The following is a 24,310-nucleotide window of genomic DNA, read 5'->3' as shown; positions in this document are numbered from 1 at the left end:
GCGTCTCGGGGCGGACTCGCCGCCCGGCCCCTTCGTCTTGTCGGAGATGGCCCATCGTGTTAGCGCGCTGTCGCTCGGACCCGGCCCTGCGACGATCGGACGATACGCCACGCAGTGGATCGCCGAGGTGCCCCGAAAGACCCCGCGAAAGAGGACGAGAACGCCATGGCCGACACCCCGGCACCGAACGGCAACGGCGCGGCTCCCGCCGAAGACCAGTCGCCCGCCATCAATGCGCTGGCCCAGTACGCCAAGGATCTCTCCTTCGAGAACCCGAACGCGCCGCGCTCGCTCCAGCCGCAGGAAAGCGGCCCGCAGATCAACATCCAGGTCAACGTCAATGCCAAGCAGTTGGCCGAGGCCGATTTCGAGGTCGAGCTGACCCTGGAAGGCGATGCCAAGATCAACAACGAGGTTCTGTTCGCGTTCGAGCTGAACTATGCCGGCATCTTCCGCATGCGCAACATCCCGCAGGACCAGCTCCACCCGGCGGTGATGATCGAGTGCCCGCGCCTGCTGTTCCCGTTCGCGCGCCAGATCATCGCAGAGGCCGTGCGCAACGGCGGCTTCCCGCCGCTCTACATCGATCCGATCGATTTCGTCGGTCTCTACCGCCAGAAGGCCTTCGAGGCGCAGAACCAGCAGGGCGATCAGACCGGCCCCCTCGCCTCCTGATTCGCCGACATCTCAGCGTCGATCTCAGACACGCCCCGGCCGCCTTCGGCGTGCCGGGGCGTTCTCGTTTCCGGATAGGGCGCAGGGCGGGCCTGCTGTTGCACGTGAAAACAGCCGCGCTTGGCGTGGATCGGAGAAGCCTTCCTGGGGTGGAGGAGGCTCCTGAACCGGCGGCGTGGGATGCGAGCCGAGCCGGAACCGTGTCCCGATGCGGGGGTTGCCCGGCGAGACGGATCGAGGAGCTTTTCGCGGATGAGGCCGGACGACAGACGCACGCTCACCGTCAGCGAACCCCGCGCGATCCCCTGGCTCAGCATCGTGTTCGGCTACGGACCGATGCTGCCCTTCGCCTTCGGCGCGGCCTTCGCCTGGTGGCGGCGCGACGATCTCGGAGATGCGATCCTCTACCTCACCATCCTGTGGGGCTGCGCCATCCTGCTGTTCCTGTCGGGTGTGCGTCGCGGCGTCAGCTTCCGCACCGAGGGCGGCCCGAGCTTCACCCAGATCGCCACCATGATCGGCCTGTTCAGTCTCGGCTTCGTGGCGCTCCTCGCCGCCTCCCTCGGCCAGACCGTGACGGCGCTCGCCCTCCTGATCGCCGGTTTCACCGCGGTGGCGATCCTCGATCCCGTCGCCGCCCGCAGCGGAGAGGCGCCGCTCTTCTTCGCGCGCCTGCGCCCGACTCAGATCCCCATCGCCATCCTCGGCCTGTGCGCGCTGCTGGCCCTGAAGCTCTGACGATCTTGCCCCTGGCCTTTCCTGGCCTGATACCCGGCGCGCTTGCCGCTCGGGGGCACCCGCGATAGAGCCCGCGTGACACCGACAGCCCGAACGCAAAGCGAAAACACCATGGCCAAGGCCGAATCCGAGAAGGCCGCCTCCACGAAGGCCGAGACATTGAAGGCGCGCCTGCCGCGCGGCTTCGTCGACCGCCGCACCGACGAGATCGCCGCGCAGCACCGGATGCTGGAGACGATCCGCCAGAGCTTCGAGCTCTACGGGTTCGAGGCGCTGGAGACCCCCTTCGTCGAGTACACCGAGTCGCTCGGCAAGTTCCTGCCCGACCTCGACCGCCCGAACGAGGGCGTGTTCTCGTTCCAGGACGACGACGAATCCTGGCTGTCGCTCCGCTACGACCTCACCGCGCCGCTCGCCCGCCACGTGGCCGAGCATTTCGACGCGATCCCGAAGCCTTACCGCAGCTTCCGCGCCGGCTACGTCTTCCGCAACGAGAAGCCGGGCCCGGGCCGCTTCCGCCAGTTCATGCAATGCGATGCCGACATCGTCGGTGCCGGCTCCGTCGCGGCCGATGCCGAGATCTGCATGCTGATGGCCGACACGCTGGAGAAGCTCGGCCTGTCCGGCCAGTACGTCGTCAAGGTCAACAACCGGAAGGTGCTCGACGGCGTCATGGAGGCGATCGGCCTGGCAGGCGAGGACAAGGCCGGCCAGCGTCTCACCGTGCTGCGCGCCATCGACAAGCTCGACCGGCTCGGCGTTGACGGCGTGCGCCAGCTCCTCGGCGAGGGCCGCAAGGACGAGAGCGGCGACGTCACCAAGGGAGCGGGCCTCGCCCCCGAGGCGATCGAGCGGATTCTCGCCTACGTCTCGTTCCAGGCAGCCCCCGATGCGCAGGGCGACCGGATGGCCTTCTGGGAGCAGTTCTTCGGCTCCTGGAGCGACGTCGTCGGCTCCTCCGAGACCGGCCGCGAGGGCATCGCCGAGCTGCACGCCATCATGCGGCTCTGCGCGGCGGCAGGCTACGGCCACGACCGCGTCAGGGCCGACCCCTCCGTGGTGCGCGGCCTCGAATACTATACCGGCCCGGTCTACGAGGCCGAACTGACCTTCCCCGTCACCAACGAGGACGGCCAGACCGTGCGCTTCGGATCGGTGGCGGGCGGCGGCCGCTATGACGGCCTCGTCGGCCGCTTCCGCGCCGAGCCCGTGCCCGCGACCGGCTTCTCCATCGGCGTCTCGCGCCTGATGTCGGCCCTGCAGCTGATCAAGAGCCCGCTTCTCGAGGGCACCGCGAAGCCCGGCCCGGTGGTGGTGCTGGTCCTCGACCGCGACAACATCGCCGATTACCAGCGCCTCGTGTCGCGCCTGCGCGAAGCCGGCATCCGCGCCGAGCTCTATCTCGGCAGCTCCGGCATGAAGGCGCAGATGAAATACGCCGACCGCCGCAGCTCACCCTGTGCCATCATCCAGGGCTCGAACGAGCGGGAGGCCGGCGAGGTCCAGGTCAAGGATCTGATCGAGGGCGCCAAGGCAGCGGGCGCCATCGCCAGCAACGCGGAGTGGAAGGCGGCTCGCCCGGCGCAGTTCTCGGTCAAGGAAGACGAGATGGTCGAGCGCGTCCGCGAGGTGCTGGCCCGGCATTTCTGAAACGATCGCGCGCCTGTCCCGGACACCCGGTGGGTGATCCGGGAGGCGTTGCGATCAGAGGCTGCGATCTCGCCACGACCCGGAGCGCGCCGGTCGCCTCCGCCCTCACCCGGCCAAGGACAGGTCGGACCTCGCCACGCGGGCAACCGCCCGGTGCAGGTCGCTTGCCGGTGCAGTCCCGTAACTCTCCTCGAACGATCGCTGCGCCCGCTCCCAGAGGGGCAGCGCCTCCTCCATCCGCGCCCATCCCGCTGTGGTGACGGTCAGGGACCGGGTGCGGCCGTCCGGCCCCGGACCGACGGCGACGAGACCGTCCCGGGTCAGGGGCCGCAGGGCGCGGCCCATCGTGGTCCGGTCCATCACCATGATCTCGGCGAAGGCGTTGATGGAAATCGGCGCGACGCGGCTCAGACCGCGCAACACGCCGTATTGGCTGGCGCGCAGGCCGCTGGGGGCAAGGTGGTGGTCGTAATGCTGCGTCAGTCGCCGCGACGCCTGCCGAAGGGTGATGCAGTGGCACGGCGAGGTCGGCGCCGGTTGGTCCATCGCGACAGGTCCTCGATCCACGATCACGGCGTTAAGAGCTGAGCGCTTGTCTAAAGGGTGCATATGCGCCTAAGCAAGGGCCTCACCACCGCGCGATGCCGGGCTGCCGTCTTGCCCGATCGTCGCGCCGGAACATCATGCGGGACCCTGAAGAGGCCGTATGTCCAACGCCACCCCATTCGGCTCGTTGTCGAACGCCGTTGCCGCCCCCCTCGCCCGGCGGAACGTCCATTACGGCTGGGTCGTCGCCGGCGTCACCTTCCTCACCATGCTGGTGACGGCGGGAGCCGTCGGCGCACCGGGCGTGCTGATCCTGCCGCTTCAGAAGGAGTTCGGCTGGGACACGGCGACGATCTCCTCGGCGCTCGCCGTCCGCTTCGTCCTGTTCGGCCTGATGGGGCCCTTCGCCGCCCAGCTGATGAACCGCTACGGCCCGCGCCGCATCGTGCTCCTGGCGCTGCTCCTCATCGTCGGCGGCCTGCTCGCGTCCCTGTTCATGAGCGAGGTCTGGCAGCTCGTCCTGCTCTGGGGGGTCGTGGTCGGAATCGGCACCGGCCTGACCGCCCTGGTCCTCGGCGCCACCATCGCGACCCGTTGGTTCTCCCGCTCGCGCGGCCTCGTCGTCGGCCTCCTCACCGCGAGTTCCGCCACGGGCCAGCTCGTCGTGCTTCCGCTGCTCGCCGCCCTCACCGAGGCGCTCGGCTGGCGCGCGGCGCTCCTCGTGATCTGCGGCCTCCTGCTGACGGCAGGGCTCGCCGTGACGGCCCTGATGCGCGACCGGCCGGAGGAGATGGGTCTGGCGCCCTATGGCGACACCGCCGCCGCCGGGTCGAGGCAGGCACCGGTCGCCATGGCCGGCTCCGCCCTCGGTGTCCTGCGGGAGGCGTCGCGCACGAGCGTGTTCTGGGTGCTGTTCGCCACGTTCTTCATCTGCGGAGCCAGCACGAACGGGCTGATCCAGACCCATTTCATCCCGCTCTGTGCCGATTACGGCATCGGCCCGGTGCAGGGGGCGAGTGTGCTCGCGGCGATGGGCGTGTTCGATTTCGTCGGCACCGTCGCCTCGGGATGGCTCTCCGACCGCTACGACAACCGTTGGCTCCTGTTCTGGTATTACGGCCTGCGCGGCCTCTCGCTGATGTTCCTGCCGTTCTCGGATTTCTCCTTCGTCGGCCTGTCCGTCTTCGCCGCCTTCTACGGGCTCGACTGGATCGCCACGGTACCGCCCACGGTCAGGCTCACCGCCACCCGGTTCGGCCGCGAGAAGGCCAACCTCGTCTTCGGCTGGGTGTTCGCGGGTCACCAATTGGGTGCGGCGACCATCGCTTACGGCGCCGGCCTCTCGCGCACCGCCCTGTCGAGCTACCTGCCGGCCTTCTTCGCCGCGGGCGCCCTGTGCTGCCTCGCGGCCATCCTGGTCATGACCCTGTCGCGTCCGGGCGAGCGCCGGGACGGGGCCGCCGCCGCCGTTCCAGCGAAGGGGTAGCGCATGCGGTCATCACAGGATGTCCAGATGCGTGCGCGCTCCGACGCGCCGCAGAAGCCGGACGAGATCGGTGCGCTTCACCGCGACGCAGCCCTCCGTCGGCAGGTATCCCGCCCGCGCCACATGGAGAAAGATCGCCGAGCCGCGGCCCGGCCGGATCGGCTGGCGATTGTAGTCGAGATCGACCACGAGATCGTAGAGACCGTCCTCCCGCCACATCCGCTCGGCGCTCACATGGGGCGTGGGCAGGGTGATCGGGCGGTTGTAGCGCCGGTCGCGCGGGTCGTCGCACCAGCCGTCGCTCCGTCGCGTCGGGCGCAAGCCCAGCGTGGTGCGTGGACGCGCTCCGAAATGGTCCGGGCGATAGGCACCGGCCCGGAGGCGAAATCGCCCCCTCGGAGACTTGCCGTCCCCTTCCCGCTTCACCTGACCGATGCCCGAGCGGCCGAGCGCGCAGGGGATGATCGCGCCACCGGCGAGGATCTGCCCGCGGGTCGGATCACCGACGAGCCGGCGGACACGGATGTGAGTGAGCGTCGTACGGATCGGACGTTTGGAGATCATGCGTTCGGAGATCGTGCGTTCGGGGATGATGGCCGCTTTATCGACCGGACGGACACAGCGGGGCCAGCCCTGCCCCGGCGACGATGCCCGAAGGTCGAGCCCGGGCGAAACTTTTTCGGTCCTTGGCCCGTCCGGTATGTGCGAAGGCGGCCTTCGCCTCGAAGTCGTTCAAGGTTCTGACATAATAGACTCATCACTCTGGACTGTACGCTAGCGGCCGAGAACTCGGCCGTCTCTCAAGTTCTCGGGATCGACCCATTCGGGGTGCATCCCAGTTGCGTGTGAAAGTATCCCGGCCGATGTCGACCACCCATCGCCTGCTCATCTGCGACGACGACGCGTCCTTGCGCGAAACGCTGATCGAGCAGCTCGATCTCTACGAGGAATTCATCGTTCTCGGCGCGGAGGATGCGAAGACCGCCCTCGCCCGCGTGACCGAGGAGCGGATCGATCTCGCGATCATGGATGTCGGCCTCCCGGACATGGACGGGCGCGAGGCGGTGCGGATCATGCGCCGCAACGGCTATCGCGGCCCGGTCATCATGCTGAGCGCCCAGGATTCGGAACAGGATACGGTCGAAGGCCTGGAAGCCGGCGCCAACGATTATGTCGGCAAGCCGTTCAAGTTCGCCGTGCTGCTCGCCCGCATCCGCGCGCATCTGCGCAGCCACGAGGCGAGCGAGGACGCCGTCTTCCAGATCGGCCCCTACACGTTCCGCCCCGGCGCCAAGCTTCTCGTCTGCGAACGCGGTTCGAAGCTGAAACTCACGGAGAAGGAGACCGCGATCCTGCGGTTCCTCTACCGTGCCGGCCGCGAGGTGGTGGGACGCGACACGCTGCTCGCCGAGGTCTGGGGCTACAACGCGCAGGTCACCACGCACACGCTGGAGACCCACATCTATCGCCTGCGCCAGAAGATCGAGCCGAACCCGGCCGTCACCGCAATCCTCGTCACCGAAGGCGGCGGCTACAAGCTGTTGCCCTGAGGCGCGGATCCGGGCGTCAGGCGATCGCGATCGGCGACTCACCACCGGGCCTGTAGAAGGCGGCGATCTCCCGAATGAGATCGCGCTGCTGTTCGTCGACGAGATCGGCCAGGATCTCGTCCGCGTTGCCGTCGATGACCGACAGCAGACGGATATTGGGATATCTGCCTTCGAAGAAAACCAGGACTTCGGTCTGGGCATAGGGATCGTTGGGATCCAGGCAGATGTGATTGGCCACCGCTTTGTCCGTCTTCGTCTCGATCGGGAGAGACCTGTATCCCTCGGCTTCGTGACAGCTGTTTGTTGGCGACCACGACCTCCACGCGTCCCGTAAAGTCAGCACGGCCGGATTTCCCCCCTCGCCCGCCTTCGGCTAAGGCTGGTTCCTCTGGAGGGTCGCCTCCGTTTCGAGGGAGCGGGTGGCCTTGGGGCTCGACGACGACATCGCGATCCTGGCGGCCGCCCCCCTGTTCGGCTTCATGGGGCGAGACGCCCTGAGGCTCCTCTCCTTCGCAGCCGAGCGCCGCGGCCTGATGCCGGGAGACGTCCTGTTCGCCCGTGACGAACGCACCGATGGCGGCTTCGTGGTGATGTCGGGGACGATCGAGCTGGCGCCGCGCGTCGCCGACGCCGAGCCCATCAGCGTCGGCCGTTCCGCGCTGATCGGACGGATGGCGCTGTTCCTGCGCGGCGACCGCCCCACCGATGCCCGCGCCGTCACGGCGGCGGAGGTCATGCGCATCACCCCGACCCTGATGCGCCGCGTGCTCGAGGAATTCCCGGATGCGGCCGACGCCATCCATGGCGCCCTCGCCGACGACCTCAGCGAGCTGGCGCAAGGGCTCGATCGCGTTCGCGCCAGGATCGATGCCACCTGACGGAGCCTCACCGGAGTCGCGGCCGGATCCGGCGCACCTTGCGAAGACGGGCGAAACGCCTGCACTCTCTCACGCCCTCCCAGGAAATGCCGATGCGCCCTCTCGTGATTCTCTGCCTCGCCTTGCTGCCGGCCTCCCCGGCATTGGCGGCATTCCCCTGCGACGAACTCTGGGGCGAGCGGAACGCGGTCTATGCGGAGGCGGGATACTGCTTCAAGACCCCGCGCGGGATCGCGGCCTTCGGCAACGAGAAATGCCGCTTCTCCGACATCCGCGACGTCCCGCTCTCCGCCCGCGATCGCGCGAAGGTCGCCGAGATCGTGCGGGACGAAGCCCGCAGCGGCTGCCGCGATTGAGACCGACCCACGCCTGTTCCGTGAGGTGACAGGCCGGGCCGCCTTTTGTAAGCACGGCCCTTCCCCAACCGACCGGAACGCCGCCATGTCCCACGCCGACCTCGCCACCACCATCGAGACCGCCTGGGAGGAGCGCGCCGGAATCGACACCTCCACCAAGGGCGCCGTGCGCGACGCCGTGGACGAGGCCCTCGACCTGCTCGATTCCGGCAAGGTCCGCGTGGCCGAGAAGGCCGGCGAGGAGTGGCAGGTCAATCAGTGGCTCAAGAAGGCGGTGCTGCTGTCCTTCCGCCTCAACGACATGGAGATCATCCATGGCGGTCCCGATGGCGCCAATTGGTGGGACAAGGTGCCGTCGAAGTTCGAGGGCTGGAAGAAGAAGCACTTCCGCGAGGCGGGCTTCCGCGCGGTGCCGGGCTGCATCGTGCGCCGCGGCTCCTACATCGCGCCCGGCGCCGTGCTGATGCCGTCCTTCGTCAACCTCGGCGCCCATGTGGGCGAGGGTACGATGGTCGACACCTGGGTGACGATCGGCTCCTGCGCACAGGTCGGAAAGAACTGCCACATCTCCGGCGGCGCCGGCATCGCCGGCGTGCTCGAGCCGCTCCAGGCCAATCCGGTCATCATCGAGGACGATTGCTTCATCGGCGCCCGCGCCGAGGTGGCCGAGGGCGTGATCGTCGGCCAGGGCAGCGTGCTGTCCATGGGCGTCTATATCGGCGCCTCCACCAAGATCATCGACCGCGCGACGGGCGAGGTCATGTATGGCCGCGTGCCGCCCTACTCGGTGGTGGTCTCGGGCACCACGCCCGGCAAGGACCTGCCGGACGGCAGCCCCGGCCCCGGCCTCTACTGCGCCGTCATCGTCAAGCGCGTCGATGCCGGCACCCGCTCCAAGACCGCCATCAACGAGCTTCTGCGCACCTGAGCGCATGACGCGGATCCCCTTCTCCCCCTCCGGCGGGGGAGGGGACGAGCGTGCTCGATCCCATGGCTATCGATTCTCATGGCTACCGATTCTCATGGCCCACCGATCTCATGACCCACGGAGTGACGGCGGGTCGCCCTGGGCAGGGGGCCGACGCCGGCATAGATCTCACATCCGAGACAGCGGCGAACCGGCGGCGAAGCGTATGAGGGCGTGCGAGCGATGATCGAGCCTGCCCACTCCACCCGTGGCTTTCAGCTCGACGTGCTGGAGCGGAAGGTGCCGACGCCCTGCGACATCGTCGGGGGCGGACCGGCCGCTCTGTTGCTGCCGGCCCTGTCGTCGATCTCGGCGCGTGCCGAAATGCGACCGCTCGCCAAGAACCTCGGCCATGATTATCGCTGCCTCATCCCCGATTGGCCGGGCTTCGGCAATCACCCGCGCTCGCGGATCGCGATGGAGCCGGAGACCTTCCACGCGTTCCTGGATTCCCTGATCGCGGCGGTACCGGGACCCTATGCGATCGGCATCGCGGCGGGTCATGCCGCACCTTATCTCGTGGCCGCCGCGCAGCGACATCCCGGCTTGTTCGACCAGCTCGTTCTCGTGGCCCCGACCTGGCGGGGGCCGCTGCCCACCGCCATGGGCCAATCGCGCCGTGGCCTGTTCTCGGGCATCCGCAAGGCACTCGAACTGCCGTTCTTCGGCGAGGCGCTCTACCGCATCAACATCAGCCCGCCGGTGATCGGCCGGATGATGCGCGCGCATGTCTATGCCGATCCCGACCACGTCACGCCCGGCATCATCGCCGACAAGCACGCCGTCACGCTCCAGCCGAGTGGCCGCTTCGGCACCGCCGCCTTCGTCACCGGCGGGCTCGACCCGTTCAAGACCCGCAAGGACTTCCTCGCCCTGTTCGAGGCGGACGGCCTTCCGCCGATCCTGGTCCTTCGCCCGGAGCGCGCGCCACGCCGCTCCGGCGCCGAGATGGATGCCCTCATCGCCTCAGGCAACGTCGCCAAGGCATCGGTGCCGGGGGCCTTGAGCCCGCACGAGGAATATCCGGGCGAAGTCGCCGCCGCGATCCGCGCCGGCATCGGGTAGGGCGCCAAGAGACGCCAAGAGACGCCGAGAACGGCGATTCCTGACCGATCTCGTTACGGATTGGCGAAATGTCATGCGCTCCGGGCGCCATACGAGTGTCGTTCAGGAACCCTATGGCTCTCCTGTCGCTTGCCAATCCCGACGCCTTTCATCCAGAGCCGCCGCCATGTCTCCCCTGCTTCCCGCTCTCGCGTCGCTCGCCTTCACGTCGGCAGCCTTGACCTCGACAGCCTTGACCTCGGTAGCCCTGACGACGTCCCCTGCCTGGGCGCAGGCTCCCGCCCCGAACGCCGTCGAGAAGAAGGCCGCCGATCAGAAGCCCCGTTCCGCGCCGGCCGTGGCGACGACATCGTTGACGCCGGGGGTCGCGGCACGCGCGCCCTACCTGTCCGATGCCACGGCACCGGATACCGTCGCGATCCTGCCGCCGCCGCCTCGTGGACAATCGGCCGCCGAGACCGCGGACAAGACCGCCTTCTCGGCGACCCGCGCCCTCAAGGGCAGCCCACGCTGGGAACTCGCGACTGCCGATGTCGCCGACGGACCGTCGGCCATCCTCGACGATTTCGCCTGCGTGCTCGGCCGCAAGATCGACCAGTCGCGCTCGCCGGCCCTGATGACGCTGCTGGAACGGACCCGCCTCGACATCAGCCGCGCCACCCGCTCGCTCAAGGAGCATTATCGCCGCCTGCGTCCCTTCGTCGGCAACGAGGCCGAGATCTGCGTGGCGCGCACGCGCGAACTCGGGGACGCCTACAGCTTCCCCTCGAGCCACGCGACCCAAGGCTGGGCCTACGCCTCCATCCTCGCGGCCCTGGTGCCCGAGAAGGCGACGCAGTTCTTCGTGCGCGGTAAGGCTTACGGCGAGAACCGGATCGTCTGCGGCGTGCATTGGGCGAGCGATGTCGAGGCTGGACGCACGACCGCCAGCGTCGTCGTCAGCTCGCTCCAGGGCGATGCAGGCTACCGTGCGGATTTCGATCGCGCGCGCGTCGAACTCGCAAAGAACCTCTCCCAGGAAGGCTCGCCACCCGACCAGGCCATCTGCGCCCGCGAGACATCTGCTCTGCGTGAGCCGATTCTGTAGCACGAGCCATTCTAAGTCATTACACAATAACAATTTTTACTTGATAACCGTGGGGAGCGGCGTCAAAAAAACGAGCGTCGCTTCTCTCAGCGACGCGACGGGTGTCCCCGCGAACGTGTTCGGCTTCGATCCGCGCTACCACTCGGTCTAGGTCCGCGGGTTCGATCGCTCTGGCGGCATCTTCTGGCACGGCCTCCGTCAGGTCGGGCCGAGCCGACCCCGCGTGCCCGAGACCTCTCCGGATTAGAAGCAGTCGGCGTCGAGGCGGCCCCCTTCCTAGGCGGTCCGGCCGACGCCTACCGGCTCGGCTCTCGTGGCAGCAGCCTCGACGTGACCGTCGACCCCACCGATCTCACGCCCTTCGGCGAAGTTCGGCAATGACGACAGCGACCAGGGCCATGTCGAGATCGGCGGTCCGGTCGAGGGCAGTGACGGCACGTTGGCCCTTCGCCCTCAACCGGCATCCGCCGGAACCGATGCGGTCCTAGCCGGGCTCCCCCGCCTTCTTGCCCCGCTTCCGGCGTCTGGCGAGAAGGTTGAGCCCCTCCACGCCGGCCGAGAAGGCCATGGCGGTGTAGATGTAGCCCTTGGGCACGTGGGCGCCGAAGCCCTCGGCGATCAGCGTCATGCCGATCATGATGAGGAAGCCGAGCGCCAGCATCACCACGGTCGGGTTGGCGGCGATGAAGCGTGCCAGCGGGTCGGCCGCCAGAAGCATGACGGTGACGGCGGTGATGACGGCGATCACCATGATCGGCACATGGTCGGTCATGCCGACCGCCGTGATGATGCTGTCGATGGAGAAGACGAGATCGAGGACCAGGATCTGGCCGACCGCGGCGGCGAAACTCATCACCACCGGCGACGTCGACGCGTCCTCGTGGCCGTCATCGGGGTCGACGCTCTCGTGGATCTCCTTCGTGGCCTTCCACAGCAGGAACAGGCCGCCGCCGATCAGGATCATGTCCCGCCAGGAGAAGGCCTTCCCGAAGATCTCGAAGACCGGCTGGGTCAGGTGGACGATGTAGGCGACGGTGCCGAGCAGGCCGAGGCGCAGGATCAGGGCGAGGCCGATGCCGATGCGGCGCGCCTTGGTCTGCTGATGGGCCGGCAGCTTGTTGGTGAGGATCGAGATGAAGATCAGGTTGTCGATGCCGAGCACCACCTCCATCACGATGAGGGTGGCGAGCGCCACCCACGCGGTGGGGTCTGCGGCGAGTTGAAATAGGGAATCCACGGGAAGAGAACCTCGAACGTCGTCAGGTCGGGAAGCAGCGGGATATCAGGACGCTGTGGGGATGATGCCGGGGCGCTCGGAGGGCTCGGGCGCATAGATCCGGATGGCCTTGGGCACGACCTTGAAATGGGCCGGCGTGTAGGTGGACAATTCCCCGTCCGTGTTCACCGGCCTCGGCTTCTTGGTCTTCACCACGATCTCGGTGGTGTTGAAGGCCCGCACATCGGCGGCCTTGCCCTGAGTGCCTCGGCGAAGGGCCGGCAGGAGCGCGAGAAGCCGCCACCAATGCGTGACTTCGAGGCTGTAGAAATCGAGCTTTCCGTCATCGACGGTCGCCGTCTCCTCCACCGTCATCCCGCCGCCATAGTGGCGGCCGTTGCCGACCGAGACCTGGATCGTGGTGATGGTCTCGGTCTGCCCGTCATGTTCGAGATAGACCGTGAACGGGCGCACCCGTCGCAGGACCCGCATGGCGGCGATGGCGTAGCCGAGGGTGCCCCACTTCTTCTTCGATTCGGCAGTGAGGTCGCCGGCCAGTTCGGCCGAAAAGCCGATGCTCGCCACGTTGAAGTAATAGCGGCCGTTGACCCAGCCGAGATCGACCGGCTGCGGCTGCGCCGTGCCGATGAGGCGCGCCGCCTCCACCGGATCGGTGGGCAGGCCGAGGGAGCGGGCAAGATCGTTGGCGGTGCCGAGCGGCAGGATGCCCAGGGGCAGGCCGGTCTCGACCAGAGCGGGGGCGGCCGAATTCATGGTGCCGTCGCCGCCGCCGAGGATGACGAGATCGCAGCCTTTCGCATGGCGCTTGATGACCGCCGTGCAATCGGGATCGCCCGGCGGTTCGAACGGCTCGATGCCGGCGTCGCGCAAGGCATCGCGGACGGTATCGAGGGAGAACGTGCCATTGCGCGCGTTCGGATTGACGAGGAGGAGCGCCCGGCGCGGGGAGGCGGCGCTCACGCGGCGGCCTCGACCGATGGGCATCCCGAGATGCCGCGCGAAATCATTGCAACAACCACCTGTGTCAGAACCCCCCGGTGCGTTCGCGCCGCGTGAGCGCAAAGGCAAAGAAGGGGTCCGACATCGCGGCCGACGCCTCGGCCGCCAGAGGGGCCCGGACCCGTCAAGCTCTTCAGAGGTGGGCCCTTGCGCGGCGATGGCAAGGGGTCTTCGTCAGAAGGGAGCTTCGGCCGAAGAGGCTTTACCGGAGATGGGGGCAGGCCGGCTCGGCGGGCATCGGTCGCCGATGGGCTGGGAACAGCGGGCATAGCGCGGGGAATGACGCCTTTGGCGGCCGGTCGGCGACCCGGCGTGCTAGTCCTCGCCGCAGGGCGCGTCTGCGTCGCGAGTGGACCCACTCACGAGAGCAACCGAAAGCCCCACCTTGACGTTTCCCCCAGGCCGGGCGCTCCGATGCGGTCGTGCCCACCCTCCACGTCGTTCGCGACAGCGGTGAGATGCCATGCGCCACGGTCTTGTCTCCACCTGCTCGGCCGCCCTCCTCGGCGCCCTGCTCTCCACCGGCAGCGCCGGAGCTCAGACTCGCCCGGCCTGGGTCGATCCTCCAGCCAAGGCGGACCAGAAGCCCGAGCCGAAAGCCGAGGCCAAGCCCGCCTCGCCGCCGGCTGCCAAAGAGAACCTGCAGGGCAGCGCATCTCAGGCGACGAAGCCCGACACCATGACGGCCGATTCAGGCGCCTCCGCCGTCGACGAGAAACGTGCCGAGGCGCCGCTGCGCGCCCGTCGCAGCATCCGTCAGGCGGATTCGGGTGTCCGGCGCTCCCATCGCCGGCTTTCGCAGGTCCCGCCGAACGCATTGCCGCTCACCGTCGCCCCCGGCATGGCCATGGCCTCCGACGACCGCTTCCCGGAATGGGCCGGCAAGGCCCAGAGGCTGAACGAGGATTATCTCGACGCCGTCTCGGCTCCTGGTGACGGCATGGTCGCGGCCGCACCTCGCTTCTATGCCGAGCGCGTCCGATTCCACGGCCGCACCCTGTCGCTCGCCGCTCTCATGGCGGAGAAGCGGCGCTTCGTCCGTCGCTGGCCCGAACGCCGCTATGTGGCGCAGGGCGGTTCCGCACGCACGGCCTGCAGCGTCGCGACATCGAGCTGCATCGTGCGCTCGACCTTCGATTTCCGGGCCGACAACCCCAGGAAGGGCGCCCGCTCGCAGGGCGTCTCGGAGCTGACTCTCGAAATCTCCTTTGCCGGACCGCGCCCGGTGATCGTGTCCGAGTCGAGCCGTGTCCTCAGCCGTTACGCCCCCGGCCCGCTGAGTGCCATCACACCGACACGGCATGGCGCCTGAGACACACCCGAACCGATGACATCGACCGCAGCCAAGAACCGCGCCGCAGGCAAAAACCTCTCCGCCGGCAAAAACCCTGCAGCAGGCGGGCCGTCCGACGAGGTCGAGGCGCCGGCCCTCCTCGCTGCACGACAGGGACGGGAATCGGTGAGAGCGCTGATCGAGGCGGAAATTCGCCGCCAGGACGCGTTTCCCGTGGCTCGGCGGACGCTGCAACTGCTTGCCGAGGCCGTGGTCGAACCGACCGCCGCCCCGCCTTTCCACAGGATCGTCGACCGTCATGGGGCCCCGCGCCAGGGCGAGAACGGGCCCCTGACCCTGGACGAGCTGTTCGCGGAATTGCGTGAGCGCCACGGTGCGCTCTTCCTGCCGGTCCCACAAAAACCCGTCATCGAACAACCGCCCGAGCCGACCGCGTCGGAGGAGATCAAGGCGGCCACGGCGCGGTTCGTCGAGACGCAGTCGGAGCTGGCGCGCTCGGTGATGTCCCGCTCGGCCGCGAGGGGGAGGGCTGCCGCCGCCACGGTCTCCGCCACCTGGGCGGAAACCCTGAGCGGCGTCCGGGCTCAATTCGCCGATCGGCCGGTCTCCGAGCGGAGCGCGAGCCCCGGGCCGACCCTGCGCGAGCGTGGCCTGCGCATCGGTGCCTCCTTCGGCGACAAGGCGCGGGAGACGATCGGCATCGCCCGCGAGAGACTCTCCACCGTGGGCAGCAAGGACGCTGTTCCGCCTTCGTCCGGGCCTCACGCCCCGTCGTCGGCTGGCGAGCCGCGTCTGGCCGGCATGATCACGCGTGCCGGAGAGGGTTTGCGTCGCCTGCGCCCGGATGATCACGGCGTCCTGACCCGGCCGAGCACGCTCGCCGCTGCCGGCCTGCTCGGCGGGCTCGTCATCGTTCTTGTCCTCGCCAATAGCGGCGGGGACGACAGGCCGGCCGTCGCACCGGATGCCGAGACTTCTCGGCAAGCGGCGAAGGTGCCCGATCCGGTCCAGGCGGCCCCCTCGTCCCAGCAAGCCGCGAACCCGCAGGCCCCGAATCCGCAGGCTCAGGGCCAGCCATCCACACCGGCCAATCCGCGCGAGACCGTATCCCCCGCGACGCCGCCCGGCATCCCCGCGGAGGAGCCGAGTCCGCCCTCGGCCGAGGAGAGCCCCGCCAAGGCACCGGAGCCGTCCAACGCCATCACCGGCAAGTCCGAGGTGATCGACACCGCGACCCTCCGTGTCGGCGGCAAGCTCGTGCGCCTGTTCGGAGTGGAGTGGGTCCGAGGCGGTCAGCCGGAGGAGCTGACGCGCTACCTCGCGGGGCGCCCGGTGACCTGCCAGCCGGTCGCCGGAAGCGCGGCCTATCTCTGCGCGGTGGAAGGCCGCGACCTCTCGGAGGTCGTGCTGTTCAACGGCGGGGGCCGCGCCTCCTCGGAAGCGACACCCGACCTCGTCGCCGCCGAGGACCGCGCCCGCACGGAGCGCCTGGGAGTGTGGGCGCGATAAGGCATCGCCCGGAAGCACCGGCAAGAACGGTTACAAAACGCCCCCTCGGAGTGGGACCGAGCTTGCGCGGAGAGCGCAGCGCGGTGTCAATGTCGCGAAACGGCGGCAGGGGGCATGGATGGATCTCTCGATCGGGTTGAGCGTGGTGGCGGTGGCGATCGTCGTCCTCGTGGTCGTCACCCTCGCCATCGGCATCAACATCATCCCGCAGGGCCACGTCTACACGGTGGAGCGGTTCGGGCGGTATTCGCGCACCCTCGAATCCGGGCTCGGCCTGATCGCACCGTATGTCGAGCGCATCGGCCGCCGCGTGAACGTCATGGAGCAGGTGATCGAGGTGCCGAGCCAGGAGGCCTTCACCCGCGACAATGCGGGGGTGAAGATCGACGCGGTGGTGTTCTACCAGGTGCTCGACGCGGCCAAGGCGTCCTATGAGATCTCGAATCTCGAGACCGCGATGATGACGCTGACGATGACCAACATCCGCACGGTCGTCGGCTCGATGGATCTCGATCAGCTGCTGTCCCACCGCGACGAGATCAACGAGCGGCTGCTCCATGTGATGGACGCGGCCTCTTCGCCCTGGGGGGTCAAGATGACCCGGATCGAGATCAAGGACATCCTGCCGCCTGCCGACCTCGCCGGCGCCATGGCGCGCCAGATGAAGGCCGAGCGCGAGAAGCGCGCCTCGGTGCTGGAGGCCGAAGGACATCGCCAGGCCGATATCCTGCGCGCCGAGGGCCGCAAGCAATCCGCCATCCTCGAAGCCGAGGGTCGGCGCGAGGCCGCCTTCCGGGATGCGGAAGGCCGCGAGCGCAGCGCCGAGGCCGAGGCCCGCGCGACGGGCCTCATCAGCGAGGCCATCTCGAAAGGCGATCTCGCGGCGGCGAACTTCCTGGTGGCCGAGAAATACGTGGACGCGATCAAGGCGCTCGCCACGGCACCCAACCAACGGGTGGTGATCGTGCCGATCGAAGCGGCCTCCCTCGCCGGCACCCTGGGCGGCATCGCCGAGATCACCCGCAGCGTGTTCGGCGAGAACGCCGCGCAGCCACGAAAGAGTTCGGGCCTGCCACCGAGGGTCGGACCGGGCGGAGGAACCTCCGCGTGATCCTCGACATCGTGACGGCCTTGGGGCCGGTCTGGACCTGGATCCTGATCGGACTGATCCTGATAGGGGCGGAGCTCGCCATCTCCGGCGTATTCCTGGTCTGGCTCGGCACCGCCGCCATGGTCACGGGGCTCGAAATCGCCATCGTCCCGATGCCCTGGCAGGCTCAGATCCTGTTCTTCGCGGGCCTCTCGGTCGGCCTCGTCATCGTGGCGCAGAAGCGGATGACCGGGCATCCGAACAGCCTCAACCGTGGCGCGCACGGATTGATCGGCCAGGAATTTCACCTCGACGCCGCGATCGCGAACGGGTCCGGGCGGATCAGGGTGAACGACACGCTCTGGCGTGTCACCGGCCCCGATGCTCCATCGGGCGCCCGCGTCCGGGTGACCGGGATCGAGGGAACGACGCTCATCGTGACCGCAGCCTGACCTCGGAGCATCGGCTCGGCCGGGCGGTTGCGGCACGCACAGCAGGAGCCGGAGAGGTATCGCCCCCTCCGGCTTTCGCGCGCGATCTACGCGACGCTGATATCGACCTGGATGTTGCCGCGGGTGGCGTGCGAATAGGGGCACACCACGTCGGCGCGCTTCACCAGATCCTCGGCCTTGTCCCGCTCGATGCCGGGCAGCGTGGCCTTCAGGGTGACGACGAGACCGAAGCCCTCGCCATCGTCGCGCGGGCCGATGCCGACGGTGGATTCGACCTTGGCGTCCTCCGGGATCTTCACCTTGTCCTTGCCGGCGACGAATTTGATCGCACCGAGGAAGCAGGCGGCATAGCCGGTGGCGAAAAGCTGCTCGGGGTTGGTGCCGTCGCCGCCGCCACCGCCGAGTTCCTTCGGCGTCACGAGGGTGACGTTGACTGCGTTGTCGTCAGTGGAGGCAGAACCTTCACGGCCTCCCGTAGCGTGGGCGTGGGCGGTATAGAGAGCTTTCATGGTCGTCTTTCTGCTGGGAGGGGAGGGGCGGCTCGACGTCGGATGGTCCGTACGAACCGAGACGGTTGTCCGTCCGCCGCCTGATGAATGCTATCGATCGACCGGTCCGTCCGAGGATCAGAGATAAATTGCGCGCAACCGATGTCTCATATGGCATCGAATTAGATTGCGCGCAACCATCATGCGGAAAAGCCACGAATGCTGGTGACCATTCCGCATAATCAACTAGATAGGGTAGTCGGGTCGGGCTCGACACCGTATCCGACCGACATGAAGGAGGCCGCAACGATGGCGGGCCGGCGCAACACGCAGACCAAGGCAGTCGACGACGTTCCGGCATCGGGCCAAGGTGTCGACGGGCAGCTTTGCTTTGCGGTCTATTCTGCGGCTCACGCCTTCGGGCGTGCCTACCGCGCGCTTCTGGCGGCCCATGATCTCACTTATCCCCAGTATTTGGTCCTCCTCGTCCTATGGGATCATGAGGGGCTTACGGTGAAGGAGATCGGGACCAGGCTGTTCCTCGATTCCGGAACGCTCACGCCCCTGCTGAAGCGCCTGGAAACGTCAGGTCATGTCCGTCGCGCCCGCGACCGGGCCGACGAACGTCAGGTCAGCATCTTCCTGACGCCCAAGGGGCGCGAGCTCGAGGGCCGTATGGATTGCGTCCCCGGCCTCGCCGGAGCTCTGACCGGCATGTCGGACGATGCACGCCAGGCCCTCCTCGATTCCCTGGTGATGCTGCGCGGGGCACTCCACGACAACGTGGCCAGCACCACGGCGGATGCCGCGGCCTCCAGATAACGATGTCCCGATAGGGACGGTATCCCGACGATCAGTCCCTTGGAGAGGGGCCGGCACTTCGGATCGAACCCGGCTGTGGTTCGGCGCGACGAGAAAAGGCCGCCCCTGAGCGAACAGGGACGGCCTCGATGGAAATCGCTGGACGACGAAGGCTCGAAACCGCAACCGATTCTATCGGCTGCGGTCCCGGCTCGTCAGGACTTCGACTTGAGGTAGGCGATGACGTCCGCGATCTTCTTGTCGTCCTTGAGACCCGGATAGACCATCTTGGTGCCGGGCACCTTGGCCTTGGGATCCTTCAGCCACTCTTTCAGATTCGCCTCGTCCCAGGTGATTCCGGAATTCTTCAGCGCGGCAGAGAAGCTGTAGCCGTCATGGCCTTCGCCGGCCTTTTCGCCGTACACGCCCTTGAGGCTCGGGCCGACGCCGTTCTTCTCGAAATTGTGGCACGCCTTGCAGGCGGAGAAGACTTTCTCGCCGGCAGCGGCGTCGCCGGCTTCCTGGGCCTGCGCGGACATCGGGAGCATCAGCGCGAGCGCGGCGCCGAGGATGAGGTGACGCATCGTTTTATTTCCTCCATTGGTCGGCATGAGCCGACCGAGCTTATGGCAGAGCTTTTGGTTTTAGAACAGATCGAGACTGGGAACGTTCCAAACTCTCTCAGGGTCCCTTCGGCGAAAAAAAGCGCAACGCGGCGATCTTTCTCCTGGGCGAGCGTATTGTCTCCTGGGAAAAGGTCAAAACATCACGAACGGATGCGCCGAAACGGGTTTTCGTTTAGACGTCTTCCCACCTCGCAATTCCAAACTCTTGAACGGCTCACCGCTTAGTTTTAGTCCTGCCAAGCTGAGCGGCAGCTGAAGACGTATCGATACACCGAGGAGCGCCCGCCCCATGTCGATCGCCTTTCCCATCCCCGATCCCGATATCCTCGCCCGTCGCGACTCCATCATCGCCGGCCTGCGCCCGCTGGTGGCGGCGGAGGCGCTGATCGTCACCGAGGACGAGCGCCGCGCCTTCGAGACGGACGGGCTCACCGCCTATCGCAAGATGCCGCTCGCCGTGGTCCTGCCCTCGACCACGGCCGAGGTCTCCGCCGTCATGGCCTATTGCCACGCCAATGGCGTGCGCGTGGTGGCGCGCGGGGCCGGCACCTCGCTCGCCGGCGGGGCGATCGCCCAGGAAGACGCGATCATCCTCGGCGTCGCCAAGATGACCCGCGTCATCGACATGGATTTCGAGAACCGCGTCGCCCGCGTCGAATCCGGCCTGACCAACCTCGCCATCTCGGGCGCCGTCAGCCACGAGGGGTTCTTCTACGCACCGGACCCGTCGAGCCAGCTCGCCTGCACCATCGCCGGCAATATCGCGATGAATTCCGGCGGCGCGCATTGCCTGAAATACGGGGTGACCACCAACAACCTGCTCGGCGTCACCCTGGTGATGAACGACGGCACCGTGGCCGAGATCGGCGGCGCTCACCTCGACAGCGCAGGCTACGACCTCCTCGGCCTGATCTGCGGATCGGAGGGCCAGCTCGGCATCGTCACCGAGGCGACGGTGCGCATCCTGCGCGCGGCCGAGGGAGCACGCCCGGCCCTGGTCGGGTTCTCCTCGGTGGAGGATGCCGGCGCCTGCACCGCCGCCATCATCGCCGCCGGCATCATCCCCGTGGCCATGGAATACATGGACCGGGAGGCGATCCTGATCACCGAGGATTTCGCCCAGGCCGGTTACCCGCGCGACGCCGAGGCGATGCTGATCATCGAGGTCGAGGGGTCTGACGCGGAATGCACGGCGATGCTGGCCCGGATCGAGGCCATCGCCCGCGATTACCGGCCCACCAGCATCCGGGTCTCGACCTCCGAGGCCGAGAGCGCCGCGATCTGGAAGGGCCGCAAATCCGCCTTCGGCGCCACGGGCCGCATCTCCGACTACATCTGCATGGACGGCACCATCCCCACCGGGCAGTTGCCGCTGGTGCTGGAGCGCATCGGCGCGATCTGCGCGGAGAAGGGGCTTCGCGTCGCCAACGTCTTCCATGCCGGCGACGGCAACCTGCATCCCCTCATCCTGTTCGACATCAACAAGCCGGGCGAGTTGCAGAAGGCGGAGGCCGCCGGCGACGAGATCCTGAAGCTCTGCGTCGAAGTCGGCGGCTGCCTCACCGGTGAGCACGGCGTCGGCATCGAGAAGCGCGAGCTCATGCGCTTCCAGTACGCGCAGGCCGATCTCGAGCAGCAGATGCGGGTCCGCAACGTGTTCGACCCGAAATGGCTGATGAACCCCGCCAAGGTGTTCCCGCTGGAGGGCCGGGTCGCGGCCTGAGCGAAGGCGGCTTTTGCGACGCCGCTGGAACGCCACGCTCCAGGGCGGTGTTTCCTCCCCGCTCAATCGTGGAGGACACCATGCGGATCGTTGCGACACTCTCGGCCCTGGCACTGCTGACGCTGGCGAGCACGGGAGCGGCCGAGGCCAAGGGCTGCATCAAGGGCGCGATCATCGGCGGTCTCGCCGGGCATTACCTCGCGGAGCGCGGTGTCGTCGGCGCAGTCGCCGGCTGTATCGGTGGCCGTTACCTCGCCAACCGCCGCGCCAAGCAGCAGCGCGAGATCGAGTACGGCTCCCGTGTCCAGCAACGCGGAGCCGGCTATGCACCCAATCAGGCCTATCCGCGTCGGAGCTACAATTACTGAAACCGGCGTGTCTCAGCCCGGGATGTCGGTGCGCACCGCGATCCAGAGGACGTGGCGGCGGCCGCCGGGATGGGCGGGATAGCGCAGTTCCTCGACATCGAAGCCGAACCGCCGGAGCCGTGCCTTGAACCTGCGGTCCGGCCCTCCCGACCACACGGCGAGAATGCCGCCCGGCCGCAGGGCGTAATGGGCCCGCTTCAAGCCCCAGGTATCGTAGAGACGGTCGTTCTCACGCCGCGTCAGGCCCTTGGGGCCGTTGTCGACGTCGAGCAGGATGGCGTCGAACTGAGCCGACCCGGACTGGATGAGGCGGTTCACATCCGCTTCGACCAGGGTCACGCGCGGATCGTCGAGGCTTCCGTCGAAGAGGTGGGTGAGGGGCCCGCGCGCCCAGGCGATCACCGCCGGCATCAGTTCCGCCACGACCACCCGCGCCTGCGGCCCGAGGGCGTCGAGGGCCGCACGCAGGGTGAACCCCATGCCGAGGCCACCGATGAGGAGGGTCGGCGTCGTGTTTTCCTCGAGCCGCGCGCAGGTGACCGTGGCCAGGGCACGCTCCGAATCGCGGTGCCGGTCGTTCATCAACTCGGCCGTGCCGACCAGGATCGAATAGGCGTCGTCGTAGCGGACGAGATGCATCGTCTCGACGCTGCCGGGAATGGCGGCGCTGGCGACAGGGGTCGCGGAGCTCACGGGATAGGCGGCCTTCACGACGGGTTCTACGCCTCGACGCCGAACGCGTCGCAGCGGAACGCGCCGTAATCGCCGCGCGCCAGCCGCTCCGCCAGGGCGGGGAGGAACAGGGCCGCCTCGTCGGCGAGGCGCCAGGGCGGGTTGATGACGATGAGGCCGTTGCCGTTGAGGCGGGTCGGATACGGCTCCGAGATCATCAGGTCGATGCGCAGGGCAGGGCGGGACAGGGACTTGTCGAGCTCCGCCACCATGCGGTCGATGAGGTCCACGTCCTTGATCGGATACCAGCCGAGATAGATTCCCGTCGGCCATTTCGCCACGGCCTTCGCCAGGGCCTCGCCGAGCCGGTCGATCTCGCCGAGTTCCTCATAGGGCGGGTCGATCAGGACGACGCCGCGCCGCTCCGGCGGAGGGATCAGCGAATTGAGCGCGGTCCACCCGTCGAGATGCATCACCTTCGTGCGGGGATCCTGGTTGTAGCGCTCGCGCAGGATGTCGGCATCGGCCGGGTGAAGCTCGACGAAGACGCCCTGATCGGTGGGCCGCAAAAACTCGCGGATGATCGCGGGCGAACCGGGATAGATGTCCGCACCATGCCGCGCCTTGGTGGCGGCGACAGCTTCGCGGTAGGGCGCGAACAGCGCCTCCACCTCGTCGGGGAAGGGAGTGTCGAGACGGCCCCAGCCATCCAGCCATTCGCCGGTCCGACCCGCCTCGTCGCCGGTCAGGTCGTAGAATCCGAGGCCCGCATGGGTGTCGATGGCGCGAAAGCCCGTGGGCTTGGCCTGGAGATGATGGAGCACGCGGGTCAGCACGAGGTGCTTGAGCACGTCGGCGAAATTGCCGGCGTGGAAAGCGTGCCTGTAGTTCATGGGGTCACCGGCTCGCGTCGACGGCGATCTCGCCCGCGCGGCAATTCTGCCGCGCTACTTCGGGACAAGGCGTAAAGCCGCGCAGGTCCTTGGTGAAGCAGATTCGCACCTCCTGCAACTCTCCCCTGATACAGGTGACGGACATCATATCGGGGCGCAGGCCCCTGTTCGAGGCCACGAACTGGCGGGCGATGTCGATCGGCGCGATGCGCGTATCGGAATCGGGCTTGGCGAAGGCGGCCGGGATGGTCACCGCCTCGCGCGCCTGGGCGGCCGCCTTGAAATACGCCATCGGGTCGAGGCCGGAACAGGTGCCGTGCTTGCGCCACTCGTAGCGGGCGAGCCCCTCGCTCGGGTAGACTTCGCCGGCCGCATCGATGGCCTGCCGTGTGGGAGACCGCTCGACGGAAGAGCAGTCGGACGGGTAGCCCCGCGTATATTGCGGCCACAGCCCATGGACGACGAAGCCGAGGCCGCGCCCCGGCCGGCACTGGCCGTCGGCGTCGCGGCGTCCCGCCGTCTCGCAATAGGTCGGCGACCAGGACAGGGCCAGCACGTAGAAATCGAACTCGCCGGGCGTGCCGCCGCGGCCGTAGCCTTGCGCCTGAGCCGTTCCCGAAAGCGCGGTCAGCGCCAGTGCGGCGAGCGCCGACGCCCGTCTCACGGACGGGCTTCGCGGCAGGCCGTGGCGTAGGCATAGGCGAGGTTGCGGTCGAGGCCGTGGACGCAGAACTCGACGCCCCAGGTCACGCCGATGATGCCGAGACCCTCGCGCACCGAATAGTCGACCTTGCGCTTGATGCCGTCCGACGTGGTCGCCACCGCGCTGCAGAAGCGGCGGGGATAGGTGTCGAGGCCCCAGGGGCGCCAGGCCGTGCGCTCGATCCGGTCATAGGCGACGATGGTGAGGCTCGAGTTCCAGAACTTCGCCTCCTTCTCGGCGAACTGGCTCGACATCTGCTCCAGCACCGAGGAATCCTGGCATCCCGGAATGTCGCCGTCGAAGGGAAATTCGCGCTCCTCGGCGGGCGTGATCTCCTCCCGTCCCGAGCGGGCGAAGGCGGGTTGCAGGCTCCCCGCGAGAACGAGGCCGAGGGCCAGGGCGGTGGCGAGGGAATTCGGGCGCATGCCGGCGTCTTTTCGCTGGAGTCCGTTCATTC

General features: G+C 67.9%; 28 protein-coding genes. 17 read left to right on the top strand and 11 right to left on the bottom strand.

The window, feature by feature from the left end:
- Positions 1 to 165: 165 nt before the first annotated feature.
- The 3 genes from secB (at position 166) to hisS (ending at position 3,063) form a co-directional block, all read left to right on the top strand.
- Positions 166 to 675 (top strand): protein-export chaperone SecB, encoded by a 510-nt coding sequence (gene secB / locus A3OK_RS0118170; protein ID WP_019906318.1) that lies wholly within the window; start codon positions 166 to 168, stop codon positions 673 to 675.
- 252 nt (positions 676 to 927) lie between these two features.
- Positions 928 to 1,413: a DUF3429 domain-containing protein gene (locus tag A3OK_RS0118165; RefSeq protein WP_019906317.1), complete on the top strand. Its 486-nt coding sequence runs from the start codon at positions 928 to 930 to the stop codon at positions 1,411 to 1,413.
- A 111-nt stretch (positions 1,414 to 1,524) separates the two neighbouring features.
- Positions 1,525 to 3,063, top strand: a complete 1,539-nt coding sequence (gene hisS / locus A3OK_RS0118160; protein ID WP_019906316.1) for a histidine--tRNA ligase — start codon at positions 1,525 to 1,527, stop codon at positions 3,061 to 3,063.
- Positions 3,064 to 3,168: 105 nt separating this feature from the next.
- Here the strand turns inward: hisS and A3OK_RS0118155 are convergent, their stop codons facing one another.
- Positions 3,169 to 3,609, bottom strand: a complete 441-nt coding sequence (locus A3OK_RS0118155; RefSeq protein WP_019906315.1) for a MarR family winged helix-turn-helix transcriptional regulator — start codon at positions 3,607 to 3,609, stop codon at positions 3,169 to 3,171.
- 160 nt (positions 3,610 to 3,769) lie between these two features.
- Here A3OK_RS0118155 and A3OK_RS0118150 point away from each other — a divergent pair, with 160 nt between their 5' ends.
- Positions 3,770 to 5,095 carry an MFS transporter gene (locus tag A3OK_RS0118150; RefSeq protein WP_019906314.1) on the top strand — a complete coding sequence of 442 codons (1,326 nt, stop codon included), beginning with the start codon at positions 3,770 to 3,772 and terminating at the stop codon, positions 5,093 to 5,095.
- 12 nt (positions 5,096 to 5,107) lie between these two features.
- On the opposite strand, the gene A3OK_RS0118145 is transcribed toward A3OK_RS0118150, so the two are convergent.
- Positions 5,108 to 5,659 (bottom strand): L,D-transpeptidase family protein, encoded by a 552-nt coding sequence (locus A3OK_RS0118145; RefSeq protein WP_019906313.1) that lies wholly within the window; start codon positions 5,657 to 5,659, stop codon positions 5,108 to 5,110.
- A gap of 299 nt (positions 5,660 to 5,958) precedes the next feature.
- Between A3OK_RS0118145 and A3OK_RS0118140 the strand changes: the two genes are divergently transcribed.
- The gene (locus A3OK_RS0118140) at positions 5,959 to 6,645 is read left to right on the top strand and encodes a response regulator transcription factor (RefSeq protein ID WP_019906312.1); all 687 of its coding nucleotides are present in this window, start codon (positions 5,959 to 5,961) and stop codon (positions 6,643 to 6,645) included.
- A gap of 16 nt (positions 6,646 to 6,661) precedes the next feature.
- Here the strand turns inward: A3OK_RS0118140 and A3OK_RS0118135 are convergent, their stop codons facing one another.
- The gene (locus A3OK_RS0118135; RefSeq protein ID WP_019906311.1) at positions 6,662 to 6,883 is read right to left on the bottom strand and encodes a hypothetical protein; all 222 of its coding nucleotides are present in this window, start codon (positions 6,881 to 6,883) and stop codon (positions 6,662 to 6,664) included.
- A gap of 187 nt (positions 6,884 to 7,070) precedes the next feature.
- Here A3OK_RS0118135 and A3OK_RS0118130 point away from each other — a divergent pair, with 187 nt between their 5' ends.
- From A3OK_RS0118130 to A3OK_RS0118110, 5 genes are all read left to right on the top strand, one after another.
- Complete coding sequence (locus tag A3OK_RS0118130; RefSeq protein ID WP_026597401.1) at positions 7,071 to 7,523, top strand: Crp/Fnr family transcriptional regulator; 453 nt, start codon at positions 7,071 to 7,073, stop codon at positions 7,521 to 7,523.
- Positions 7,524 to 7,615: 92 nt separating this feature from the next.
- Positions 7,616 to 7,879: a YARHG domain-containing protein gene (locus A3OK_RS0118125; protein ID WP_019906309.1), complete on the top strand. Its 264-nt coding sequence runs from the start codon at positions 7,616 to 7,618 to the stop codon at positions 7,877 to 7,879.
- Between the two features lie 85 nt (positions 7,880 to 7,964).
- Positions 7,965 to 8,807: a 2,3,4,5-tetrahydropyridine-2,6-dicarboxylate N-succinyltransferase gene (dapD, locus tag A3OK_RS0118120; RefSeq protein WP_019906308.1), complete on the top strand. Its 843-nt coding sequence runs from the start codon at positions 7,965 to 7,967 to the stop codon at positions 8,805 to 8,807.
- A 222-nt stretch (positions 8,808 to 9,029) separates the two neighbouring features.
- Positions 9,030 to 9,911, top strand: a complete 882-nt coding sequence (locus A3OK_RS0118115; RefSeq protein ID WP_019906307.1) for an alpha/beta hydrolase — start codon at positions 9,030 to 9,032, stop codon at positions 9,909 to 9,911.
- Positions 9,912 to 10,077: 166 nt separating this feature from the next.
- A complete protein-coding gene (locus A3OK_RS0118110; protein ID WP_019906306.1) occupies positions 10,078 to 10,998 on the top strand; it encodes a phosphatase PAP2 family protein in 921 nt (306 codons plus the stop codon).
- 484 nt (positions 10,999 to 11,482) lie between these two features.
- On the opposite strand, the gene A3OK_RS0118105 is transcribed toward A3OK_RS0118110, so the two are convergent.
- On the bottom strand, positions 11,483 to 12,235 hold the full coding sequence (locus tag A3OK_RS0118105; protein ID WP_019906305.1) for a TerC family protein: 753 nt from the start codon (positions 12,233 to 12,235) through the stop codon (positions 11,483 to 11,485).
- 45 nt (positions 12,236 to 12,280) lie between these two features.
- On the bottom strand, positions 12,281 to 13,219 hold the full coding sequence (locus A3OK_RS0118100) for a lipid kinase (RefSeq protein ID WP_019906304.1): 939 nt from the start codon (positions 13,217 to 13,219) through the stop codon (positions 12,281 to 12,283).
- 478 nt (positions 13,220 to 13,697) lie between these two features.
- On the opposite strand from A3OK_RS0118100, the gene A3OK_RS0118095 reads away from it, so the two are divergent.
- The 4 genes from A3OK_RS0118095 (at position 13,698) to A3OK_RS0118080 (ending at position 17,579) form a co-directional block, all read left to right on the top strand.
- Positions 13,698 to 14,546: a hypothetical protein gene (locus A3OK_RS0118095; protein ID WP_019906303.1), complete on the top strand. Its 849-nt coding sequence runs from the start codon at positions 13,698 to 13,700 to the stop codon at positions 14,544 to 14,546.
- Positions 14,547 to 14,561: 15 nt separating this feature from the next.
- Entirely contained in the window at positions 14,562 to 16,037 is a 1,476-nt protein-coding gene (locus A3OK_RS0118090) for a hypothetical protein (protein WP_019906302.1), read from the top strand.
- A gap of 118 nt (positions 16,038 to 16,155) precedes the next feature.
- On the top strand, positions 16,156 to 17,148 hold the full coding sequence (locus tag A3OK_RS0118085) for an SPFH domain-containing protein (RefSeq protein ID WP_019906301.1): 993 nt from the start codon (positions 16,156 to 16,158) through the stop codon (positions 17,146 to 17,148).
- Positions 17,145 to 17,579: an NfeD family protein gene (locus A3OK_RS0118080; RefSeq protein WP_019906300.1), complete on the top strand. Its 435-nt coding sequence runs from the start codon at positions 17,145 to 17,147 to the stop codon at positions 17,577 to 17,579. Before A3OK_RS0118085 ends, A3OK_RS0118080 begins: the two co-directional genes overlap by 4 nt.
- A gap of 86 nt (positions 17,580 to 17,665) precedes the next feature.
- Here the strand turns inward: A3OK_RS0118080 and A3OK_RS0118075 are convergent, their stop codons facing one another.
- Complete coding sequence (locus A3OK_RS0118075; protein WP_026597398.1) at positions 17,666 to 18,088, bottom strand: organic hydroperoxide resistance protein; 423 nt, start codon at positions 18,086 to 18,088, stop codon at positions 17,666 to 17,668.
- A 288-nt stretch (positions 18,089 to 18,376) separates the two neighbouring features.
- Here A3OK_RS0118075 and A3OK_RS0118070 point away from each other — a divergent pair, with 288 nt between their 5' ends.
- Positions 18,377 to 18,889, top strand: a complete 513-nt coding sequence (locus A3OK_RS0118070) for a MarR family transcriptional regulator (protein ID WP_051093042.1) — start codon at positions 18,377 to 18,379, stop codon at positions 18,887 to 18,889.
- Between the two features lie 194 nt (positions 18,890 to 19,083).
- Here A3OK_RS0118070 and A3OK_RS0118065 read toward each other — a convergent pair whose 3' ends face one another.
- Positions 19,084 to 19,452, bottom strand: a complete 369-nt coding sequence (locus tag A3OK_RS0118065; RefSeq protein ID WP_019906297.1) for a cytochrome c family protein — start codon at positions 19,450 to 19,452, stop codon at positions 19,084 to 19,086.
- A 331-nt stretch (positions 19,453 to 19,783) separates the two neighbouring features.
- Between A3OK_RS0118065 and A3OK_RS0118060 the strand changes: the two genes are divergently transcribed.
- Entirely contained in the window at positions 19,784 to 21,217 is a 1,434-nt protein-coding gene (locus A3OK_RS0118060; protein WP_019906296.1) for an FAD-linked oxidase C-terminal domain-containing protein, read from the top strand.
- A gap of 80 nt (positions 21,218 to 21,297) precedes the next feature.
- Positions 21,298 to 21,585 carry a hypothetical protein gene (locus A3OK_RS0118055; protein ID WP_019906295.1) on the top strand — a complete coding sequence of 96 codons (288 nt, stop codon included), beginning with the start codon at positions 21,298 to 21,300 and terminating at the stop codon, positions 21,583 to 21,585.
- A gap of 12 nt (positions 21,586 to 21,597) precedes the next feature.
- On the opposite strand, the gene A3OK_RS0118050 is transcribed toward A3OK_RS0118055, so the two are convergent.
- Genes A3OK_RS0118050 through A3OK_RS0118035 form a run of 4 tightly spaced genes read right to left on the bottom strand, consistent with a single transcriptional unit; the run spans position 21,598 to position 24,278 of the window.
- On the bottom strand, positions 21,598 to 22,278 hold the full coding sequence (locus A3OK_RS0118050) for a hypothetical protein (RefSeq protein ID WP_036303135.1): 681 nt from the start codon (positions 22,276 to 22,278) through the stop codon (positions 21,598 to 21,600).
- A 26-nt stretch (positions 22,279 to 22,304) separates the two neighbouring features.
- On the bottom strand, positions 22,305 to 23,150 hold the full coding sequence (gene rlmJ / locus A3OK_RS0118045; RefSeq protein WP_019906293.1) for a 23S rRNA (adenine(2030)-N(6))-methyltransferase RlmJ: 846 nt from the start codon (positions 23,148 to 23,150) through the stop codon (positions 22,305 to 22,307).
- Between the two features lie 4 nt (positions 23,151 to 23,154).
- Positions 23,155 to 23,814: a ribonuclease T2 gene (locus A3OK_RS0118040; protein WP_019906292.1), complete on the bottom strand. Its 660-nt coding sequence runs from the start codon at positions 23,812 to 23,814 to the stop codon at positions 23,155 to 23,157.
- Positions 23,811 to 24,278, bottom strand: coding sequence for a hypothetical protein (locus tag A3OK_RS0118035; RefSeq protein WP_026597396.1), 468 nt, complete (start codon positions 24,276 to 24,278; stop codon positions 23,811 to 23,813). Before A3OK_RS0118035 ends, A3OK_RS0118040 begins: the two co-directional genes overlap by 4 nt.
- Positions 24,279 to 24,310: the final 32 nt, after the last annotated feature.

This window comes from Methylobacterium sp. 77, assembly GCF_000372825.1.
Lineage (GTDB): Bacteria > Pseudomonadota > Alphaproteobacteria > Rhizobiales > Beijerinckiaceae > Methylobacterium.
The sequence above is the reverse complement of the archived record's forward strand: the minus strand, read 5'-3'. Positions and strand labels throughout refer to the sequence as shown.

What these genes read in the sequence shown, in the direction of transcription:
- secB (WP_019906318.1), top strand. Translation starts at nt 166, where the DNA reads ATGGCCGACACCCCGGCACCGAACGGCAACGGCGCGGCTCCCGCCGAA.
- A3OK_RS0118165 (WP_019906317.1), top strand. Translation starts at nt 928, where the DNA reads ATGAGGCCGGACGACAGACGCACGCTCACCGTCAGCGAACCCCGCGCG.
- hisS (WP_019906316.1), top strand. Translation starts at nt 1,525, where the DNA reads ATGGCCAAGGCCGAATCCGAGAAGGCCGCCTCCACGAAGGCCGAGACA.
- A3OK_RS0118155 (WP_019906315.1), bottom strand. Translation starts at nt 3,609, where the DNA reads ATGGACCAACCGGCGCCGACCTCGCCGTGCCACTGCATCACCCTTCGG.
- A3OK_RS0118150 (WP_019906314.1), top strand. Translation starts at nt 3,770, where the DNA reads ATGTCCAACGCCACCCCATTCGGCTCGTTGTCGAACGCCGTTGCCGCC.
- A3OK_RS0118145 (WP_019906313.1), bottom strand. Translation starts at nt 5,659, where the DNA reads ATGATCTCCAAACGTCCGATCCGTACGACGCTCACTCACATCCGTGTC.
- A3OK_RS0118140 (WP_019906312.1), top strand. Translation starts at nt 5,959, where the DNA reads ATGTCGACCACCCATCGCCTGCTCATCTGCGACGACGACGCGTCCTTG.
- A3OK_RS0118125 (WP_019906309.1), top strand. Translation starts at nt 7,616, where the DNA reads ATGCGCCCTCTCGTGATTCTCTGCCTCGCCTTGCTGCCGGCCTCCCCG.
- dapD (WP_019906308.1), top strand. Translation starts at nt 7,965, where the DNA reads ATGTCCCACGCCGACCTCGCCACCACCATCGAGACCGCCTGGGAGGAG.
- A3OK_RS0118115 (WP_019906307.1), top strand. Translation starts at nt 9,030, where the DNA reads ATGATCGAGCCTGCCCACTCCACCCGTGGCTTTCAGCTCGACGTGCTG.
- A3OK_RS0118110 (WP_019906306.1), top strand. Translation starts at nt 10,078, where the DNA reads ATGTCTCCCCTGCTTCCCGCTCTCGCGTCGCTCGCCTTCACGTCGGCA.
- A3OK_RS0118100 (WP_019906304.1), bottom strand. Translation starts at nt 13,219, where the DNA reads ATGCCCATCGGTCGAGGCCGCCGCGTGAGCGCCGCCTCCCCGCGCCGG.
- A3OK_RS0118095 (WP_019906303.1), top strand. Translation starts at nt 13,698, where the DNA reads ATGCGCCACGGTCTTGTCTCCACCTGCTCGGCCGCCCTCCTCGGCGCC.
- A3OK_RS0118090 (WP_019906302.1), top strand. Translation starts at nt 14,562, where the DNA reads ATGACATCGACCGCAGCCAAGAACCGCGCCGCAGGCAAAAACCTCTCC.
- A3OK_RS0118085 (WP_019906301.1), top strand. Translation starts at nt 16,156, where the DNA reads ATGGATCTCTCGATCGGGTTGAGCGTGGTGGCGGTGGCGATCGTCGTC.
- A3OK_RS0118075 (WP_026597398.1), bottom strand. Translation starts at nt 18,088, where the DNA reads ATGAAAGCTCTCTATACCGCCCACGCCCACGCTACGGGAGGCCGTGAA.
- A3OK_RS0118070 (WP_051093042.1), top strand. Translation starts at nt 18,377, where the DNA reads ATGGCGGGCCGGCGCAACACGCAGACCAAGGCAGTCGACGACGTTCCG.
- A3OK_RS0118065 (WP_019906297.1), bottom strand. Translation starts at nt 19,452, where the DNA reads ATGCGTCACCTCATCCTCGGCGCCGCGCTCGCGCTGATGCTCCCGATG.
- A3OK_RS0118060 (WP_019906296.1), top strand. Translation starts at nt 19,784, where the DNA reads ATGTCGATCGCCTTTCCCATCCCCGATCCCGATATCCTCGCCCGTCGC.
- A3OK_RS0118055 (WP_019906295.1), top strand. Translation starts at nt 21,298, where the DNA reads ATGCGGATCGTTGCGACACTCTCGGCCCTGGCACTGCTGACGCTGGCG.
- rlmJ (WP_019906293.1), bottom strand. Translation starts at nt 23,150, where the DNA reads ATGAACTACAGGCACGCTTTCCACGCCGGCAATTTCGCCGACGTGCTC.
- A3OK_RS0118035 (WP_026597396.1), bottom strand. Translation starts at nt 24,278, where the DNA reads ATGCGCCCGAATTCCCTCGCCACCGCCCTGGCCCTCGGCCTCGTTCTC.